18 protein-coding genes are annotated in these 15,244 nt (G+C 53.3%); 9 read left to right on the plus strand and 9 right to left on the minus strand.

The features are described from left to right. Window positions 1–77 precede the first annotated feature (77 nt). Window positions 78–1,640 carry a transcriptional regulator TyrR gene (gene tyrR / locus ACXKZG_RS10990; protein ID WP_134824224.1) on the plus strand — a complete coding sequence of 521 codons (1,563 nt, stop codon included), beginning with the start codon at window positions 78–80 and terminating at the stop codon, window positions 1,638–1,640. An 84-nt stretch (window positions 1,641–1,724) separates the two neighbouring features. Here the strand turns inward: tyrR and tpx are convergent, their stop codons facing one another. Then, window positions 1,725–2,228, minus strand: coding sequence for a thiol peroxidase (tpx, locus tag ACXKZG_RS10995; protein ID WP_105759709.1), 504 nt, complete (start codon window positions 2,226–2,228; stop codon window positions 1,725–1,727). A gap of 88 nt (window positions 2,229–2,316) precedes the next feature. Further along, complete coding sequence (locus ACXKZG_RS11000; protein ID WP_488876186.1) at window positions 2,317–3,534, minus strand: diguanylate phosphodiesterase; 1,218 nt, start codon at window positions 3,532–3,534, stop codon at window positions 2,317–2,319. 350 nt (window positions 3,535–3,884) lie between these two features. Between ACXKZG_RS11000 and ACXKZG_RS11005 the strand changes: the two genes are divergently transcribed. Then, window positions 3,885–4,088, plus strand: a complete 204-nt coding sequence (locus ACXKZG_RS11005) for a hypothetical protein (RefSeq protein ID WP_134824222.1) — start codon at window positions 3,885–3,887, stop codon at window positions 4,086–4,088. A 63-nt stretch (window positions 4,089–4,151) separates the two neighbouring features. Here the strand turns inward: ACXKZG_RS11005 and ACXKZG_RS11010 are convergent, their stop codons facing one another. The 4 genes from ACXKZG_RS11010 to ACXKZG_RS11025 all read right to left on the minus strand — a co-directional run bounded on the left by ACXKZG_RS11010 (window position 4,152) and on the right by ACXKZG_RS11025 (window position 5,627). After that, window positions 4,152–4,400: a biofilm/acid-resistance regulator YmgB/AriR gene (locus ACXKZG_RS11010; RefSeq protein WP_053142932.1), complete on the minus strand. Its 249-nt coding sequence runs from the start codon at window positions 4,398–4,400 to the stop codon at window positions 4,152–4,154. A gap of 54 nt (window positions 4,401–4,454) precedes the next feature. Next, on the minus strand, window positions 4,455–4,745 hold the full coding sequence (locus ACXKZG_RS11015) for a hypothetical protein (protein WP_053142934.1): 291 nt from the start codon (window positions 4,743–4,745) through the stop codon (window positions 4,455–4,457). 30 nt (window positions 4,746–4,775) lie between these two features. Next, window positions 4,776–5,021 (minus strand): regulatory protein YcgZ, encoded by a 246-nt coding sequence (gene ycgZ / locus ACXKZG_RS11020; RefSeq protein ID WP_488876187.1) that lies wholly within the window; start codon window positions 5,019–5,021, stop codon window positions 4,776–4,778. A 291-nt stretch (window positions 5,022–5,312) separates the two neighbouring features. Further along, window positions 5,313–5,627, minus strand: coding sequence for a hypothetical protein (locus ACXKZG_RS11025; RefSeq protein WP_134824221.1), 315 nt, complete (start codon window positions 5,625–5,627; stop codon window positions 5,313–5,315). A gap of 159 nt (window positions 5,628–5,786) precedes the next feature. On the opposite strand from ACXKZG_RS11025, the gene ycjG reads away from it, so the two are divergent. After that, window positions 5,787–6,752 carry an L-Ala-D/L-Glu epimerase gene (gene ycjG / locus ACXKZG_RS11030; RefSeq protein WP_013202311.1) on the plus strand — a complete coding sequence of 322 codons (966 nt, stop codon included), beginning with the start codon at window positions 5,787–5,789 and terminating at the stop codon, window positions 6,750–6,752. Here ycjG and mpaA read toward each other — a convergent pair. After that, a complete protein-coding gene (gene mpaA, locus ACXKZG_RS11035; protein ID WP_013202310.1) occupies window positions 6,749–7,456 on the minus strand; it encodes a murein tripeptide amidase MpaA in 708 nt (235 codons plus the stop codon). The two genes, ycjG and mpaA, sit on opposite strands and share 4 nt — an antisense overlap. Before the next feature lie 201 nt (window positions 7,457–7,657). On the opposite strand from mpaA, the gene ACXKZG_RS11040 reads away from it, so the two are divergent. From ACXKZG_RS11040 to dbpA, 6 genes are all read left to right on the plus strand, one after another. Continuing rightward, a complete protein-coding gene (locus ACXKZG_RS11040) occupies window positions 7,658–9,274 on the plus strand; it encodes a peptide ABC transporter substrate-binding protein (RefSeq protein WP_346597358.1) in 1,617 nt (538 codons plus the stop codon). A 152-nt stretch (window positions 9,275–9,426) separates the two neighbouring features. Then, on the plus strand, window positions 9,427–9,756 hold the full coding sequence (locus tag ACXKZG_RS11045) for a hypothetical protein (RefSeq protein WP_013202308.1): 330 nt from the start codon (window positions 9,427–9,429) through the stop codon (window positions 9,754–9,756). A gap of 176 nt (window positions 9,757–9,932) precedes the next feature. Further along, complete coding sequence (gene zntB, locus ACXKZG_RS11050; protein WP_105758891.1) at window positions 9,933–10,916, plus strand: zinc transporter ZntB; 984 nt, start codon at window positions 9,933–9,935, stop codon at window positions 10,914–10,916. Between the two features lie 280 nt (window positions 10,917–11,196). Further along, entirely contained in the window at window positions 11,197–11,346 is a 150-nt protein-coding gene (gene ynaL, locus ACXKZG_RS11055; protein ID WP_013202306.1) for a proline-rich small protein YnaL, read from the plus strand. A 177-nt stretch (window positions 11,347–11,523) separates the two neighbouring features. After that, complete coding sequence (gene ttcA / locus ACXKZG_RS11060; RefSeq protein WP_013202305.1) at window positions 11,524–12,417, plus strand: tRNA 2-thiocytidine(32) synthetase TtcA; 894 nt, start codon at window positions 11,524–11,526, stop codon at window positions 12,415–12,417. 137 nt (window positions 12,418–12,554) lie between these two features. Then, window positions 12,555–13,934, plus strand: a complete 1,380-nt coding sequence (gene dbpA, locus ACXKZG_RS11065) for an ATP-dependent RNA helicase DbpA (protein WP_013202304.1) — start codon at window positions 12,555–12,557, stop codon at window positions 13,932–13,934. Window positions 13,935–14,000: 66 nt separating this feature from the next. Here the strand turns inward: dbpA and ACXKZG_RS11070 are convergent, their stop codons facing one another. Together ACXKZG_RS11070 and ACXKZG_RS11075 are read right to left on the minus strand one after the other, a co-directional pair. Next, window positions 14,001–14,288 carry a putative quinol monooxygenase gene (locus ACXKZG_RS11070; RefSeq protein ID WP_013202303.1) on the minus strand — a complete coding sequence of 96 codons (288 nt, stop codon included), beginning with the start codon at window positions 14,286–14,288 and terminating at the stop codon, window positions 14,001–14,003. Between the two features lie 184 nt (window positions 14,289–14,472). Next, window positions 14,473–15,129 (minus strand): MgtC/SapB family protein, encoded by a 657-nt coding sequence (locus ACXKZG_RS11075; protein WP_013202301.1) that lies wholly within the window; start codon window positions 15,127–15,129, stop codon window positions 14,473–14,475. Window positions 15,130–15,244 lie beyond the last annotated feature (115 nt).

Below are 15,244 nucleotides of genomic sequence, written 5' to 3' on the forward strand. Positions count from 1 at the left end.
TCCTTCCAGACCACTACTGGCGCTCACGCCGATAGAGTATCATCAGACAAAGCCCGAATAATGAAAGGTTGCCCCTTATGCGTCTGGAAGTTTTTTGCCAGGACCGACTTGGTCTTACCCGCGAATTGCTCGATCTCCTGGTGGAGCGAAACATCGATTTGCGCGGAATTGAAATTGCCTCAATCGGGCGCATCTACCTCAACTTCAGTCCGGTTGAATTTGAATTGTTCAGCCAGCTGATGGCAGAAATCCGCCGTATTCCCAGCGTAACCGATGTCAGAACGGTCAACTTCCTTCCTTCGGAACGTGAACATCGTGCGCTCAGCGCGCTGCTGGTCGCGCTGCCGGAACCGGTGTTTTCTATCGATATGAAAAGCAAAGTGGAGCTGGCGAACCCGGCGGCACAGGGATTGTTTGCGCTCAACGAAGAGAAGATGCGTAATTTTGGCGCCGGTGCATTGATCCCCGGTTTCAACTTTCAACGCTGGCTGGAGAATGAGCGCATTGAACCTCAGGCTCACCATGTGGTGATTCAGGGGCGCGATTTCCTGATGGAGATCACCCCGATTTACGCCGCGGGTGAGGTGGTTAACCCGGTGGGTGCGGTGGTCATGTTGAAATCCACCGCCAGAATGGGCCAGCAGTTGCAAAACCTGGCGGTGAATGACGACAGCGAATTTGACCACATCGTCGCGGTGACGCCGAAAATGCGTCAGGTGGTCGATCAGGCGCGCAAACTGGCGATGCTTGATGCACCCTTGCTGATTGTCGGCGATACCGGCACCGGCAAAGATATGCTGGCCCGTGCCTGTCATCTGCGCAGTGCGCGGGGCAAAAAGCCGTTCCTGGCGCTGAACTGCGCCTCGTTGCCGGACGATGTGGCCGAAAGCGAACTGTTTGGCCATGCGGCCGGGGCCTATCCGAACGCGCTGGAAGGCAAGAAGGGCTTCTTCGAACAGGCCAGCGGCGGCTCCGTGCTACTGGATGAAATTGGCGAAATGACCCCAAGGATGCAGACCAAGCTGCTGCGTTTCCTCAATGACGGCACCTTCCGCCGCGTGGGCGAAGAACATGAAGTGCATGTGGATGTGCGGGTGATCTGTGCCACGCAGAAGAATCTGACCGAAATGGTGCATCGCGGGGAGTTCCGCGAAGATCTGTTCTACCGCCTCAATGTTCTGACGCTAAACCTGCCACCGCTGCGCGATCGACCGCAGGATATTCTGCCGTTGACCGAAATGTTCGTGGCCCGGTTTGCCGATGAGCAGGGCGTGGCCAGACCCAAACTCGCGCCACAGCTGAATGCGTTCCTCAGCCGTTATACCTGGCCGGGGAACGTGCGCCAGTTAAAGAATGCGTTGTATCGGGCGCTGACTCAGCTTGAAGGTCATGAACTGCGCCCGCAGGATATCATCCTGCCGGAGTTCGCCATGGAGATGCCGTTAGGCGAGGAAGTGATGGAAGGGTCGCTGGATGAGATTACCAGCCGCTTTGAGCGTTCAATCTTAACCCGGCTTTATCTCTCATATCCCAGCACGCGCAAACTGGCAAAACGACTGGGCGTGTCCCACACCGCGATTGCCAATAAACTGCGTGAATACGGGCTGAGCCAAAAGAAAGTCGATCCAGAGAGTAAATAAAAAAGCAGGGCGGAAACGCGCCGCCATGCTTTAACTCGCCGCACTGACGAGGGGAGGTGGACTCCCTTCACGCAACGTTTGCCATTATTTTAAGGCAGCAAGCGCGGCGTCATATTCCGGTTCGGTGGTAATCTCGTTAACCAACTGGCTGTAAATGACCTTGTCCTGCTCATCCAGAATCACCACTGCGCGCGCCGCCAGACCTTTAAGCGGGCCATCAGCAATCGCCACACCATAATCCTGTTTGAAATCACTGCCACGCAGCGTGGAAAGGGTGACCACGTTGCTTAAGCCTTCAGAGCCGCAGAAGCGGGACTGAGCAAAAGGTAAGTCGGCAGAAATGCACAACACGACCGTGTTGCTCACTTCACCTGCCAGCTGGTTAAATTTGCGTACCGAAGTGGCACAAACGCCGGTATCGACGCTTGGGAAGATGTTAAGCACTTTACGCTTGCCGGCATACTGAGTCAGCGAGACTTCCGACAGGTCTTTAGCGACCAGTGTAAATGGCTTAGCGACTTCGCCCTTCTCGGGGATCTGACCTGCAACGGCAACCGGGTTGCCCTGAAAATGAACTGTCTGAGACATAATTTTTCCTTATAAGCGCAGTAAACCCAGCACTGAGTGTATGTCATGCTGGCGATCGCACACAGAAAAATCCGTAACAAACAGCGTATCAGAGCGCGTCTTCGTTCAGTTCAGGCCAGGCCACCGCAGGGACTGCCTCAAGTTTTGGGGTAGCAAACAGGAAGCCCTGGAAATGACTGATCCCGGCGGACTCCAGCCACATCCACTCTTCCGGCTGTTCGACACCTTCCGCAATTACCCCGATGTTCAGCGACTCACAACACTTAATGATGGCATGCACAATCGCCTGTTTTGGGCCGCTTTTATGCACATCATTAATAATGTAGCGATCGATTTTGACACGGTCCGGCTGGAACCGGGCCAGCAGCAATAAACCAGCGGATCCGGCACCAAAGTCATCAATGGCCAGATTAAAGCCTGCGGCTTTCAACTGTTTTATCGCCAGCGAAAACTCGTCCGGGCGCGAGATAACTTCGTTTTCGGTCACCTCAATCACGATTTGCTCGGGCACTAAGCCGTTGGCATCGATCTGCTGGATCAGGAAATTTACCGCATCGGGCACCATAACCAGTGACATCGGCAGTAAGTTAATTGACAGCGTCAGTCCCTCGATGCCCATCTTTTTAGCCAGTTCAAAGACCACTTTCTTAGAATTTATATCCAGTTCGTAAAGTTCATTACGAGACAGGGTGTCGAAATAGTCCAGCGGGCTCAGGCCGGAAGCATTACGCATCAGCGCTTCAAGTGAAACGATCTTTTGTGACAGTGGATCGACGATCGGCTGGAAGGCAAAACTGTATCCCTGCTCAGGGAACTGGCGATCAGTTTCGTCAGGCTCAGCATCGCTGACAAACTTCCAGTTAACAGCAGGCGGAATTTCAAAATACTCTTCACTTTCGCGCGCCTCGACAAAAGAGCGCAGAAACTGTAACGCGCGGTCGTCGTAAGTCAGTTGATACTTAGAGGTCCCTTTATCCAACACCGCCTGCAGCACCGTATCGCGATCGTGAAGGCGCAAATCGAACAGTTCCATTCCGGCATTGCCAAAGCGGCGGGAAGGGGCATAGTCCCGCATCAACTCGACCAGATTATGGTGACGTTTATCGAGGCAAATATGGTCGTAAATGGTTTTAACGGCCTGTTCAGGGCCTTCCAGCAGCTGGAAGAAATGGGTGCCGTTAAACAGCAGGATCCCGGTAACCTCGTTTAATTCATTATTTTTATTGGCTTTTAATAAGAGGTTCTTCAGTGCTTTGACCGGAACATCATCACAAATATGGCTGCGGTAGAGAAGAGTAGACAGCATTGAGGATTCCATAAAATTGTTTTTATATAGTCAGGATGTTGAGTGCCATGGTCTGACAGCGGTTCCAGTATAGAGGTTTTTTATTCGGATGCGAATGTTGTTCAAATTTTGACTGGCAGGCAACAGGTCAGAGAAATATCGGCATGAAACGCTGGAATACTTTTCAGGCAATTAATTAAATATAATTAATACTTTCAAGAGGGTGCCGTAAATAATATTCCCGGTTTGCGCAGAATGTCTATAATGATAAAGGCACGTATAGGAAGTATCTGTATCTGCTTATTCCGGGTTTTTTGAACCCTTATCTGATGATAAAATGTTGAGTCTGGCCAGTCTGATACGGAGGAGATGTGCAGGGCAAAGATAAAGATTATCCTTCAGAGATCTATGCGGTGATTGGCAGAGCGGTATCTGCATTGTTGGAAGCGGGCGAGCCTTTGGAAAAGAAGAATGTGTTAATTATGCTGCAAGCCCACAGCACGGCAACCCGTGATGAGCATCTTCAATCTATCTATCAGCAGGCCTTCCGATATCTGCTGGAAAGTTTTCACTAAATCTGACCGGTAAAACCGCAATTGCTAGCAACTATCATTCACTGCTAGCAATTGACGATTCTCTTATGCGTCGTCTGGCGTACGGCCTACGACCACTTCCAACGCCTGGCGGTAGATATCCAACTGAACCACATCGGACGTCGTTTCCAGTTTTTCAATAAGCTTGAGGATAATCGCCTTGTTATTAACATGCTGTCCTTTGGTGGCAATCTCGCGGATTACCATGCCGATGACAGCCGTTTCCTGCGCGAGGACGTCACCTTCTGCTTGAAAAAACGAGAGGATTTCGGATTCTGTGCTTTGCTGTTGCATGTGTAAGACCTTATAAAGTAACAAAAACTGGCGTAATGCCAGCGTAAAGTTAAATCAATGTTTTTTGCTGCCGTCTGGTGGCCCTTGATTTACAAGGGGCCGTTTCTTGTCACGATTGTGAACTTGATGACGGGGTAGTGGCGTGCCGGCAGAAGCATAGTTTCTCACTTCACTTACCGCCAGTCGGTAAGCACGCTTTTGTCGCGGGTCCGTTTCCATTTCGGACTGGAGCCTCAGCTGCTTGATCAACGCAGCATTACTGATTGCCGCATCTTCCTTAAGCAAGACCATCACTGCTTCGCCCAGTAGAATATCAACCCGTTTTTCTTCGTCGTTTTTATCCATACCAACATCTCTGAATCATTAAGACTGCGTTCAGGCCCGGCGGCCGAATAGCAGACCAATCAGTTCGTGGTAATGTTGCTCCTGCTCCGGTCCTGACGCCAGTTCCAGCCGGGTAAGGAGTTTAGAACAAAGTGATTTACGGTTAAGATTTTTGCCTGAACGCAAAATCTCCACCACTATCTGGCCCAATGTTTCCTGCTGAGAAGGCAACACGGCCTCATTAAAATAACGACTGATGTCATTTTCAGTCTTTGGGTGCGATCCGCCCTGATGCATTAAGCTGCCCTCTCAGTCATAAAGTTCAAATTTTACCCACGTTTTCGGCGTTAAAGTTATACATGTAAAGCAAGCTTGTACAGAATTTCCGGGTTATCCAGGGATGCTATTTTAGGCATAAAGTGCTAGCTATTTGTTATCAGGGAGTTACAAAGAGAATTTTTAGTGTTGCTGCGGCGACGACAGCGTGTTTTGCAGAAAAACTGGATGCATTTCAAGCGGTGAGGGGATTTGGGAGGGGTGGGAAATACAGGGGGAAGGAGCAGAGCCGCCTCCCCGGATACAGGCTGTTTACTTTTCCGCTTCGTCAGACTGTGATGAGCGTGGTCGGTTATCAGCGCCACGGGATTCTGGATCGTTTTGGCTATCCGAAGCCGTAACCGCATTTTTTGCAGGAGTGCCGGCATGGTGGTTCTTTTGCGTAACCAGCCATTTTCTCGTCTGCGCGATCTGCAACAGCCTGTCATCGTCGTCTTCATCAACGGCCATTACCTGCAGTTGGTGCAGTAATGCTGCCGGACTTATTTCTTGCCTGCTGAAGATAAGACTCATCGCTGCTTCGCCAAGCATAACGTGGTGCTCCTGATCTTCGTCAGTAATAGTCAAAACGAACCTCCCTCACTGATGCTGAATAATGATTAACCCCTGTTATTTTAAAACAGGATCGGCAATTTGTGAAATTGGCTCACACATTGCCAAACCCTTCCAGTCAGGACTATGTTGATGGTGTATTTTCACTTTCTTCCCCGCAATAAGGATTTGTTGATGAGAGCAGTAAAGGTGTACCCGGAAGCCTGGCCATTGCATACGCCTTTTGTGATTGCCCGTGGCTCACGCAACGAGGCCGGTGTGGTGGTGGTGGAACTGGAGGAAGGGGGAATTAAAGGGGTCGGTGAATGCACGCCGTATCCCCGTTACGGAGAAACTGAAGCGTCGGTGCTGGCGCAAATTGCGGCGTTATACACCCAGCTTGAACAGGGAATGACCCGCGAACAGCTTCAGCAGGCGCTTCCTGCTGGCGCGGCGCGTAATGCGATTGACTCCGCGCTGTGGGATTTGCAGGCCAGAAAGCTGTCCACCAACCTCTGGCATCTTACCGGGACCACGCAACCCTTCATTATCGATATGGCGCAAACCGTCAGTATTGATGCGCCAGAAATGATGGCCAGCTCGGCGCTGGCGCTGTGGGAAAATGGCGCAAGGCTGCTGAAAATCAAAATGGATAATGCGTTGATCACCGAAAGGCTGGTGGCGATCAGAACCGCCGTGCCGCAGGCAACGCTGATTGTTGATGCTAACGAATCCTGGCACAGTGAAGGACTGGCTGCGCGCTGTCAGCTGCTGGCTGACCTTGGCGTGGCGATGCTGGAGCAGCCGCTGCCGGCGGGCGATGACGCCTCGCTGGCAAACTTCATCCATCCGTTGCCGGTTTGTGCCGATGAGAGTTGCCACACCCGTGAAAGCCTGGCGGGGTTGAAAGGTCGCTATGAGATGGTCAACATTAAACTGGATAAAACCGGCGGTCTGACCGAAGCGCTGGCCCTGGCGCAGGAAGCCAGAGCGGCCGGTTTTGAGATCATGCTGGGATGTATGCTTTGTACATCACGTGCCATCGCCGCCGCGCTGCCGTTGGTTAATTCGGCCCGTTTTATCGATCTGGATGGGCCAACCTGGCTGGCGGTGGATGTGGACCCGGCGCTGCCGTTCAGCTGCGGCCGGATCGCTTTTTAAGGCTGCCAGCTGAGGAGATCGACCATGGCGCCGAGATATTTCTCCGTCGATTCGTCGGCGGAGATCGGCGGCAATTCAGCGGTGATCACCGGCAGGCTCAGGTCGGCACACCAACTGCCAAAAGAACCCGGGGTGGCATAACCGACGCTGGTCACCAGCGGCAGTTCCATCTTCTTCGCCAGCCAGTGACCTAACGGGCTGGTATCCGGATCTTCAATGCAGGCCAGCGGCTCATGGAACGTGACGATCCAACTCGGCTTCAGCGCATGAATCAAATCACATAAGGCCTGCGTTTCAGGTTCTGATGCCGGTTTTTCGCCGGTAGACAGCACAACATCCCGCTCATCGGCCTCGCTGTTCCAGCGATAAACCGTGTCGCCCGGCTGCCAGTTAGCCGCGGGGAAGTTGCGGTTCAAATCCACGCCGCGTGAATTGGCCCGCAGCCCAAGCTGGCAACCGTCGGGATTCACCGCCAGCACCACATGATGTCGGCGATGCGGTTCCAGTAAGGTGCGCATCGCACAGGAGAGCGTCACCACCGCAGCCGTCTCATCACCGTGCGTTCCCGCCAGGATCAATCCGCTGTCTTCGTCAGCCGCCGGAGCAGGGAACCATAACAGCGGCGCACCGAGTACCGAGGCACCATAAACCTTACTGACTGCATCAAGCTTGCCGCGTAACGGGCGCGGATGGATCGGGGACATGATTTTACACTCCTGGACGGTTTATCTAACCTGGACGGTCTACTTAAAACTAGCGTAAACGCGCCGGGAACAAAAGGGCTGTCAGGTCACGGTTTTCCGAACCCATGACCAATGTAGCGAAAAATGCTATTTATCTATCAACGATTTGCGCTAAAGTCGGATTATCTGCCCGTTTAATTGCCCCTACGTTGAGGTGTCCTGATGAACAATTCATCCCGTTTCACGCTGGCTATGCTGGCGCTGGCTGTCACTGCTTCTGTCTCTGCTGCTGAGGTTCCGCCCGGAACGGCACTGGCCTCACGTCAGGAAATTGTCCGTCATATAAAAGACGAGCCTGCCTCGCTCGATCCGGCAAAAGCGGTCGGCCTGCCCGAAATTCAGGTGATCCGCGATCTGTTCGAGGGCCTGACCAATCAGGATGCCAAAGGCAACATTATTCCCGGCGTGGCAACGCAGTGGCAGACCACCGATAACAAAACATGGATTTTCACCCTGCGTAAGGACGCCAAATGGTCGAATGGCGATCCGGTCACCGCCAATGATTTCGTGTATAGCTGGCGCAGGTTAGTCGATCCGAAAATCGGCTCTACGTTTGCCTGGTTTGCGGAGCTGGCCGGCATCCAGAACGCCGGAGCGATCACCAAAGGGCAGATGACGCCGGATAAGCTTGGCGTCACCGCACTGGACGATCACCGTCTTAAGGTCACGCTGGATAAACCGGTGCCGTATTTCGTCAGCCTGACCGCCAACTTCAGCCTCTATCCGGTACCGGAAAAGGTGATTGAAAAAGCAGGGAAAGAGTGGGTGCAGCCGGGCACGCTGGTCGGCAACGGCGCGTATAAGCTGCAGGAGCGGGTAGTAAACGAAAAGCTGGTGCTGGTGCGCAACGACCACTATTGGGATAACGCCCACAGCGTGCTGACCAAGGTAACCTTTGTGCCGATCAACGAAGAATCCAGCGCCACCAAACGCTACCGCGCTGACGATATTGATATCACCGAATCCTTCCCGAAAAATATGTACAGCATGTTGAAGAAGGATCTGCCGGGCCAGGTCTACACGCCGGATCAGCTGGGAACCTACTACTACGCGTTTAATACCACCAAGGGGCCGACGGCCGACGTGCGCGTACGTAAGGCGCTTACGTGGAGTATTGATCGCAAAATCATCGCCGAGAAGGTATTGGGAACCGGCGAGAAGCCGGCCTGGCACTTTACGGCCGATGTGACGGCGGGCTTCAAACCGAAACCCGGTTTCCTGCAGCAGCATTCTCAGGAAGAGCTGAACCAGCAGGCAAAAGCGTTGCTGGCCGCCGCGGGCTATGGCCCAAACCATCCGCTGGATCTGACCTTGCTGTATAACAGCTCAGAGAATAACCAGAAGGTGGCCATCGCGGTGGCGTCGATGTGGAAGAAGAATCTTGGGGTGTCGGTTAAGCTGCAAAACCAGGAATGGAAAACCTATATCGACAGCCGTAACACCGGCAACTTCGATGTGATCCGCGCGTCCTGGGTCGGGGATTACAACGAGCCATCGACCTTCCTCAGCCTGCTGACCTCGACGCACAGCGGCAACATCGCCAAGTTCAACAGCCCGGAATACGATGCGCTGATTGATAAAGCCAGCCGGGAAACCAACGCCGAAGCGCGTAACGGCGATTACAACCGTGCCGAGCAGATCATTGCCGCTCAGTCACCCATTGCGCCAATTTATCAGTATACCAATGGACGTCTGATTAAGCCGTGGGTGAAAGGCTATCCCATCACCAACCCGGAAGATGTGGCCTACAGCCGTACGATGTACATCATTAAGCACTGATGACCGGCCGGCGCGGGGCTTTCGCTGCCGCGCCGGCAAGCTGATTGTGTAATAAGCCAGCAAATTAGCCAATTGTTCATGGCATCGGATGAGATGTTGATAACGGATACTGTTCCGGTCAACGTTGTTCTTCAACCCGGATCAGGTACTTTATGCTGAAGTCAGTTTGCTTACTTACTGCGTCTCTGTTGCTGTCAGGCTGTGCCCTGAAGCAATATCCTTCCTCACCTCCTGTCAGTAACGTTCAGGCGACCACGCTGGACTGCACCGGCATCGAGTCACAAATCGCCTCGCAGCAACAAACCCAGGCAAAAATCAATAAAACCGGCGAGTTCGACGGCCTTACGGTGCTCGGATTTATCGGTGATTTTGGCATCGGCAATGGCGTAGCAAAAAGCCTGGCACAAAAGCATGCTGACCAGCGCATGACCCAGCTGAAAGCGCTGGAGCAAACCAAGTGTCAGGGTGGCGCGCAGAGCTGACGGTTTCCTGCCGGGTGTAATGAATATCTGCCTTTCTCCGCTCGGGTTGCCGGGCGGGCGCGTATCTGTTCGCATATTGACATGCTTTTTAACGCCCACAGGAATATGGCCATTTTGCAACGACGAGCGGGCAGGCTAGACTGTATCGTATTGATTATGCTTAATGCGGAGCAGTTGTGGACGTTATTGAAGGCAAGGCGTTACAGATATCGGATGCCATAATTTCCTGTCAGCTGGATGGCAAGGGCGGGTTAATCCCCATCGACGATAAAGATGTGATTCATTGCGACAGGCCTTGCTGGTTGCATTTGAATTACACCCACCGCGAAAGTGCCGACTGGCTGGTTTCAACGCCGCTGTTACCTGATTCGGTGCGCGATGCGCTCGGCGGCGACAGTATGCGGCCACGGGTCAACCGCCTGGGCGATGGCACGATGATTACGCTGCGCAGCGTGAATCTGAACAGCGAATCCCGCCCCGATCAGCTGGTGGTTATTCGGGTGTTTATTAATGACAAGCTGATTGTTTCTACCCGCCAGCGCAAGGTATTCGCCATTGATGAAGTGCTGACCGATCTGCAAAACGGCAACGGTCCGGTAAACGGCGGCGGCTGGCTGGTGGACGTGTGTGATGCGTTAACCGATCACACCAGTGAATTTATTGAAGAGCTGCACGATAAAATTATCGACCTGGAAGACGCGGTGGTCGATCAGCAGATCCCACCCCGTGGTGAACTGGCGTTAATTCGTAAACAGCTGATTATCATGCGGCGCTATATGTCGCCGCAACGTGATGTGTTTTCCCGCATCGCCAGCGAGCGTCTGCCGTGGATGAGCGACGACGACCGCCGCAGAATGCAGGATATCGCTGACAGGTTAGGGCGCGGGCTGGACGATCTGGATGCCAGCGTGTCGAGAACTGCGGTGTTATCGGATGAAATCAGCACGGTGATGGCGGAGTCGATGAACCGCAGAACCTACACCATGTCGCTAATGGCGATGGTGTTCCTGCCAACCACCTTCCTGACCGGCTTGTTTGGGGTGAACCTCGGCGGCATTCCGGGTGGAAGCTGGGGATATGGATTTGGCACCTTCTGCTTCCTGCTGGTGGTGTTGGTGCTTGGCGTTGCGTGGTGGTTAAAAAGACGTAAATGGTTGTGAGATGATGGAAAAATCAGCCTGAAAAAGATAAAAAGGGCGCTTAAAACTGACACAAATCAATATTCACCGGGCAGCGTTGGGGCAAACTCTTTCCCGCAGGTGAATGCAACGTCAAGCGATGGGCGTTGCGCTCCATATTGTCTTACTTCCTTTTTATTTGAATTACTGCATAGCACATTGATTCGTACAAGCCGGGGATTCCCGGCTTTTTTTTGTCCATTTGCCAGCTCAGGCTGGGGTGCCTATGCTTTAAGGACATGCCACGTCTGAGGAGGAAGACATGTTACTCAACACAATGGACACTCCACACGCATCCGATCCCATTCCGACCGACCCGGTCCCGATCCCTGAACCGATCCCAACCCCACAACCGATGCCAGATCCGCCGATCGATCCCGATCCGATTTTAGATCCGCCACCCTATGCCTGATGGCGATGCCTGCCCCTCACCGGGCAGGTTGGCTGACAGGGACGTCTCCTTATCTTCTGGCGCTGCCCGCCGCCAGGATTATTTAAACCTGCACTAAAAACCCGTATACTCCCCGCCAGAAAAGTGTCCAACCAGGAAATCGACCGTCGACCCGCTTCGACGTTATGAGAAGTCGCTATGAATCAAACAGATACAAGAAAAGAATCGCTCGAATACAACAAGTTGCAGAAACGTCTGCGCAGAAACGTTGGCAACGCCATCATCGACTACAACATGATTGAAGAAAATGATGTGGTGATGGCCTGTATGAGCGGCGGCAAAGATTCATTCGCCATGTTGGATATCCTGCTGAATTTAAAAAAGGTCGCCCCCATCCATTTCGACGTGGTGGCGGTTAACCTCGACCAAAAACAACCCGGTTTCCCCGAGCATATTTTGCCGGCGTATTTCGAGAAACTGGATATTCCTTATTACATCGTCGATAAGGACACGTATTCCGTCGTCAGAGAGAAGATCCCTGAAGGCAAAACCACCTGTGGTCTGTGTTCCCGCCTGCGCCGCGGCACGCTCTACTCGTTTGCCGAGCGCATTGGCGCCACCAAAATCGCGCTGGGCCATCATATGGATGACATCGTTGAGACGCTTTTCCTCAACATCTTCCACGGTGCGCGCATGAAGGCGATGCCACCGAAACTGCGTTCAGACGACGGACGTAACGTGGTGATCCGCCCGCTGGCGTACTGCCGTGAGAAAGACCTGATTGAATACTCGGAACACAAAGCCTTCCCAATCATTCCGTGCAACCTTTGCGGGTCGCAGGAAAATCTGCAGCGTCAGGCGATCAAATCGATGCTGACCGACTGGGATAAGAAAGAACCTGGCCGCGTGGAAAGCGTGTTTAAATCGATTCAGAACGTCAGCCCGAGCCAGCTGGCCGATCGCAATCTGTTCGACTTTGTTAACCTGCCGCTGGATCGTGAAGGCGACAGGGAAGAGTACGCGTTTTCCGAAGCGACGGTTTCTTCGACCAACATCGACAAATCCATGTTTATCGATGTGACTAACCTCTAATATTTTTTATTAAGCGGCGACGGTTGCCGCTTAATCTTCCTTAGCTGGCCGGTTACCCACCCGGCCGCCACCTGCGGGCAGGGTTTTCTGCTACACTCAGCGCCAATCCGCCCGCCGGTTTTATCAGAGAGTAATGTGTGACTTCTTTTGCAACCCTGACAGCCCTGCCAGCCAGCCAGATCGATAATCTGAATGAGCTTGGCTACCATACGATGACCCCAGTCCAGGCGGCCGCTTTGCCGGCGATCCTGGAAGGGAAGGACGTTCGCGCTCAGGCCAAAACCGGCAGCGGAAAAACGGCCGCCTTTGGCCTCGGCGTGCTGCATCGCATTGATGTGACCCAGTTTGTCACGCAATCGCTGGTGTTATGCCCAACGCGTGAACTGGCTGACCAGGTGGCGAAAGAGCTGCGTCGTCTGGCCCGTTTTGCCGCGAATATCAAAATTCTGACCCTGTGCGGCGGCCAGCCAATGGGGGCTCAACGCGATTCGCTGGTGCATGCGCCGCATATCGTGGTCGGTACGCCAGGCCGTATCCTTGATCACCTTAAGCGCGAAACGCTGAAACTGGATCAGATCGGCACCCTGGTGCTGGATGAAGCGGACCGGATGCTGGAAATGGGCTTCCGCGAAGATATTGAAGAAATCATCAAATACTGTCCGGCATCGCGCCAGACGCTGCTGTTCTCGGCAACCTGGCCGCAGGATATCGCGCGCATCAGCCAGAATATTCAGCGTGAGCCGGTGGCGGTTGAAACCGACGTGGTATCTGACTTACCGACTATCGACCAGCGCTTTTATGAAGCCGGCGCGCGTGAAAAGTTAACCGCGCTGATCGGTCTGTTGAGCGATGAGAAACCAAGCTCCTGCGTGGTGTTCTGTAACACCAAACGCGAATGTGACGACGTCGCTTATGCGCTGGACAGCGCCAAAATCAGCGCACTGGCGCTGCACGGCGATTTAGAACAGCGCGATCGTGATCAGGTATTGATTCAGTTCGCTAACGGCAGCTGCCGCGTGCTGGTCGCCACCGATGTTGCCGCGCGTGGGCTGGACATTAAATCCCTGGCGATGGTGGTTAACTATCAACTCTCCTTTGACCCGGAAGTGCATGTCCACCGTATTGGCCGTACCGCGCGTGCCGGCGCAGAAGGGTGCGCAATCAGCTTTGTCGCGCCAGATGAGATGGTGCGAGCCCATGCGCTGGAAGATTTCCTGCAGATGAAGCTGAGCTGGCATAAGGTGTCCGAGCTGAAATCGGTGGCCGCACAGCCGCTGCTGGCCGAAATGGCGACCCTGAGCCTGGACGGTGGCCGTAAGGCGAAAATCCGTCCTGGCGACATTCTCGGGGCACTGACCGGCGATGCCGGTCTGAGCAGCGACGTGATTGGTAAAATCGATATCGCGCCAACCCAGGCGTATGTCGCAATCCGTCAGGACACCGCGCGTCAGGCGATGAAGCAATTACAGCAGGTGAAAATCAAAGGCAAATCTTGCCGGGCGCGCTTGCTGAAATAGCCGCTTTATCACCCGCAATAAAAAAGGCCTGAGCGAATCAGGCCTTTTTTTTTCAGTGAGTAAACATCAGATTTTATGCACTTCAGGCGGTTGCGCCAGCAACGGTTCGGCGTCGGCCATCAGCGTTTTGAAGTGCGGCTGTCCGCCATGAATTTCGACCGCTTCGGCATTTTTCCAGGTTTCATGGAACAGAAACACGTTCCCGTCTTCCACACTGCGATACAGATCGTAATGGAGGCAACCCGCTTCAGCACGGGCCGGTTTCACGCCGTTGTTCAGCACTTTTTTTAACTCATCCGCTTTGCCAGGCCGGGCAGTGAACTTTGCCACGATGAGGATATTTTTATCGGTCATCCACTTCTCCTTTTAGTTACCTTGCCAGTCAGGCCGGAAATCCCACCTGACCCTGTAAACTGCTGCTTTAGATACGCATTCTTTGCCATCTTCATTCATTTTCAGGCGATGCATCAACGCATCATGCCACATTTGTCAGGCGACTACAGGCCGCGTGCGCACATGCTGATAAATTGGCAGGCGTTTATTGCATCTCGACCGACGTCACGCCTTTAATCTCTAACAACGCGTCATAAATTTGATGCGGAGCGATATTGCGTGACAATGTCACGTCAATTGTCATTTCACAGAGCCCGGTTTCAACATCACGGTTAACCACCGATACCTGGCCGGTGCGAACGCGCTCCTTTTCTAACGCGATTAACACCAGCGGCACGCTTTTGGGCTTAAGGTGGAAGATCAGGGTGTGGTGGCGGCCAATAAGCCAGTGGCTGATGCGGCGAAACGTCTCCAGCACGATCAGCGCCAGCAGGGTGCCATAAATGCCAATTTCATACAGTCCGCTACCAATCACCAGACCGATGGCGGCGGTGACCCACAGGCCTGCCGCGGTGGTCAGGCCTTTAACCACCTGCTTTTGAATAATGATGGTGCCGGCACCGAGGAAGCCCATGCCGCTGACGACCTGAGCGGCGATACGGCTGGGATCCAGACCAATATGCGTCTGAGCAATAATGTCATCAAAACCGTACTTAGAGACGATCATAAACATCGCGCTGCCAATGCCGACGAGAATATGGGTGCGTAAACCGGCCTCTTTAGCGCGGAGCTGGCGCTCAAGGCCGATCAATCCTCCCAACGCTCCCGCTAAGGCGATACGCAGCAGCAGATCCATTAACATAGATTATCCTTCTGATTTGTAGGCACTTTCAGTTGCTTAATTTTACCCGTTATAAAATGAGACGGCAGGCTATTGCTATTTCAGGCATGTTAATTTGGTAAATATTCGTGACAGC

The sequence above is a fragment of the Erwinia sp. 2186 genome (genome assembly GCF_057812255.1).

Coding starts and splice junctions, on each gene's coding strand:
- ACXKZG_RS11010 (WP_053142932.1), bottom strand. CDS start 4,400: ATGCAACAGCAAAGCACAGAATCCGAAATCCTCTCGTTTTTTCAAGCA.
- ACXKZG_RS11045 (WP_013202308.1), top strand. CDS start 9,427: ATGCTGAAGTCAGTTTGCTTACTTACTGCGTCTCTGTTGCTGTCAGGC.
- ycgZ (WP_488876187.1), bottom strand. CDS start 5,021: ATGCATCAGGGCGGATCGCACCCAAAGACTGAAAATGACATCAGTCGT.
- mpaA (WP_013202310.1), bottom strand. CDS start 7,456: ATGTCCCCGATCCATCCGCGCCCGTTACGCGGCAAGCTTGATGCAGTC.
- tyrR (WP_134824224.1), top strand. CDS start 78: ATGCGTCTGGAAGTTTTTTGCCAGGACCGACTTGGTCTTACCCGCGAA.
- ACXKZG_RS11000 (WP_488876186.1), bottom strand. CDS start 3,534: ATGCTGTCTACTCTTCTCTACCGCAGCCATATTTGTGATGATGTTCCG.
- ynaL (WP_013202306.1), top strand. CDS start 11,197: ATGTTACTCAACACAATGGACACTCCACACGCATCCGATCCCATTCCG.
- ACXKZG_RS11040 (WP_346597358.1), top strand. CDS start 7,658: ATGAACAATTCATCCCGTTTCACGCTGGCTATGCTGGCGCTGGCTGTC.
- ACXKZG_RS11075 (WP_013202301.1), bottom strand. CDS start 15,129: ATGTTAATGGATCTGCTGCTGCGTATCGCCTTAGCGGGAGCGTTGGGA.
- ycjG (WP_013202311.1), top strand. CDS start 5,787: ATGAGAGCAGTAAAGGTGTACCCGGAAGCCTGGCCATTGCATACGCCT.
- ACXKZG_RS11015 (WP_053142934.1), bottom strand. CDS start 4,745: ATGGATAAAAACGACGAAGAAAAACGGGTTGATATTCTACTGGGCGAA.
- ACXKZG_RS11070 (WP_013202303.1), bottom strand. CDS start 14,288: ATGACCGATAAAAATATCCTCATCGTGGCAAAGTTCACTGCCCGGCCT.
- tpx (WP_105759709.1), bottom strand. CDS start 2,228: ATGTCTCAGACAGTTCATTTTCAGGGCAACCCGGTTGCCGTTGCAGGT.
- ttcA (WP_013202305.1), top strand. CDS start 11,524: ATGAATCAAACAGATACAAGAAAAGAATCGCTCGAATACAACAAGTTG.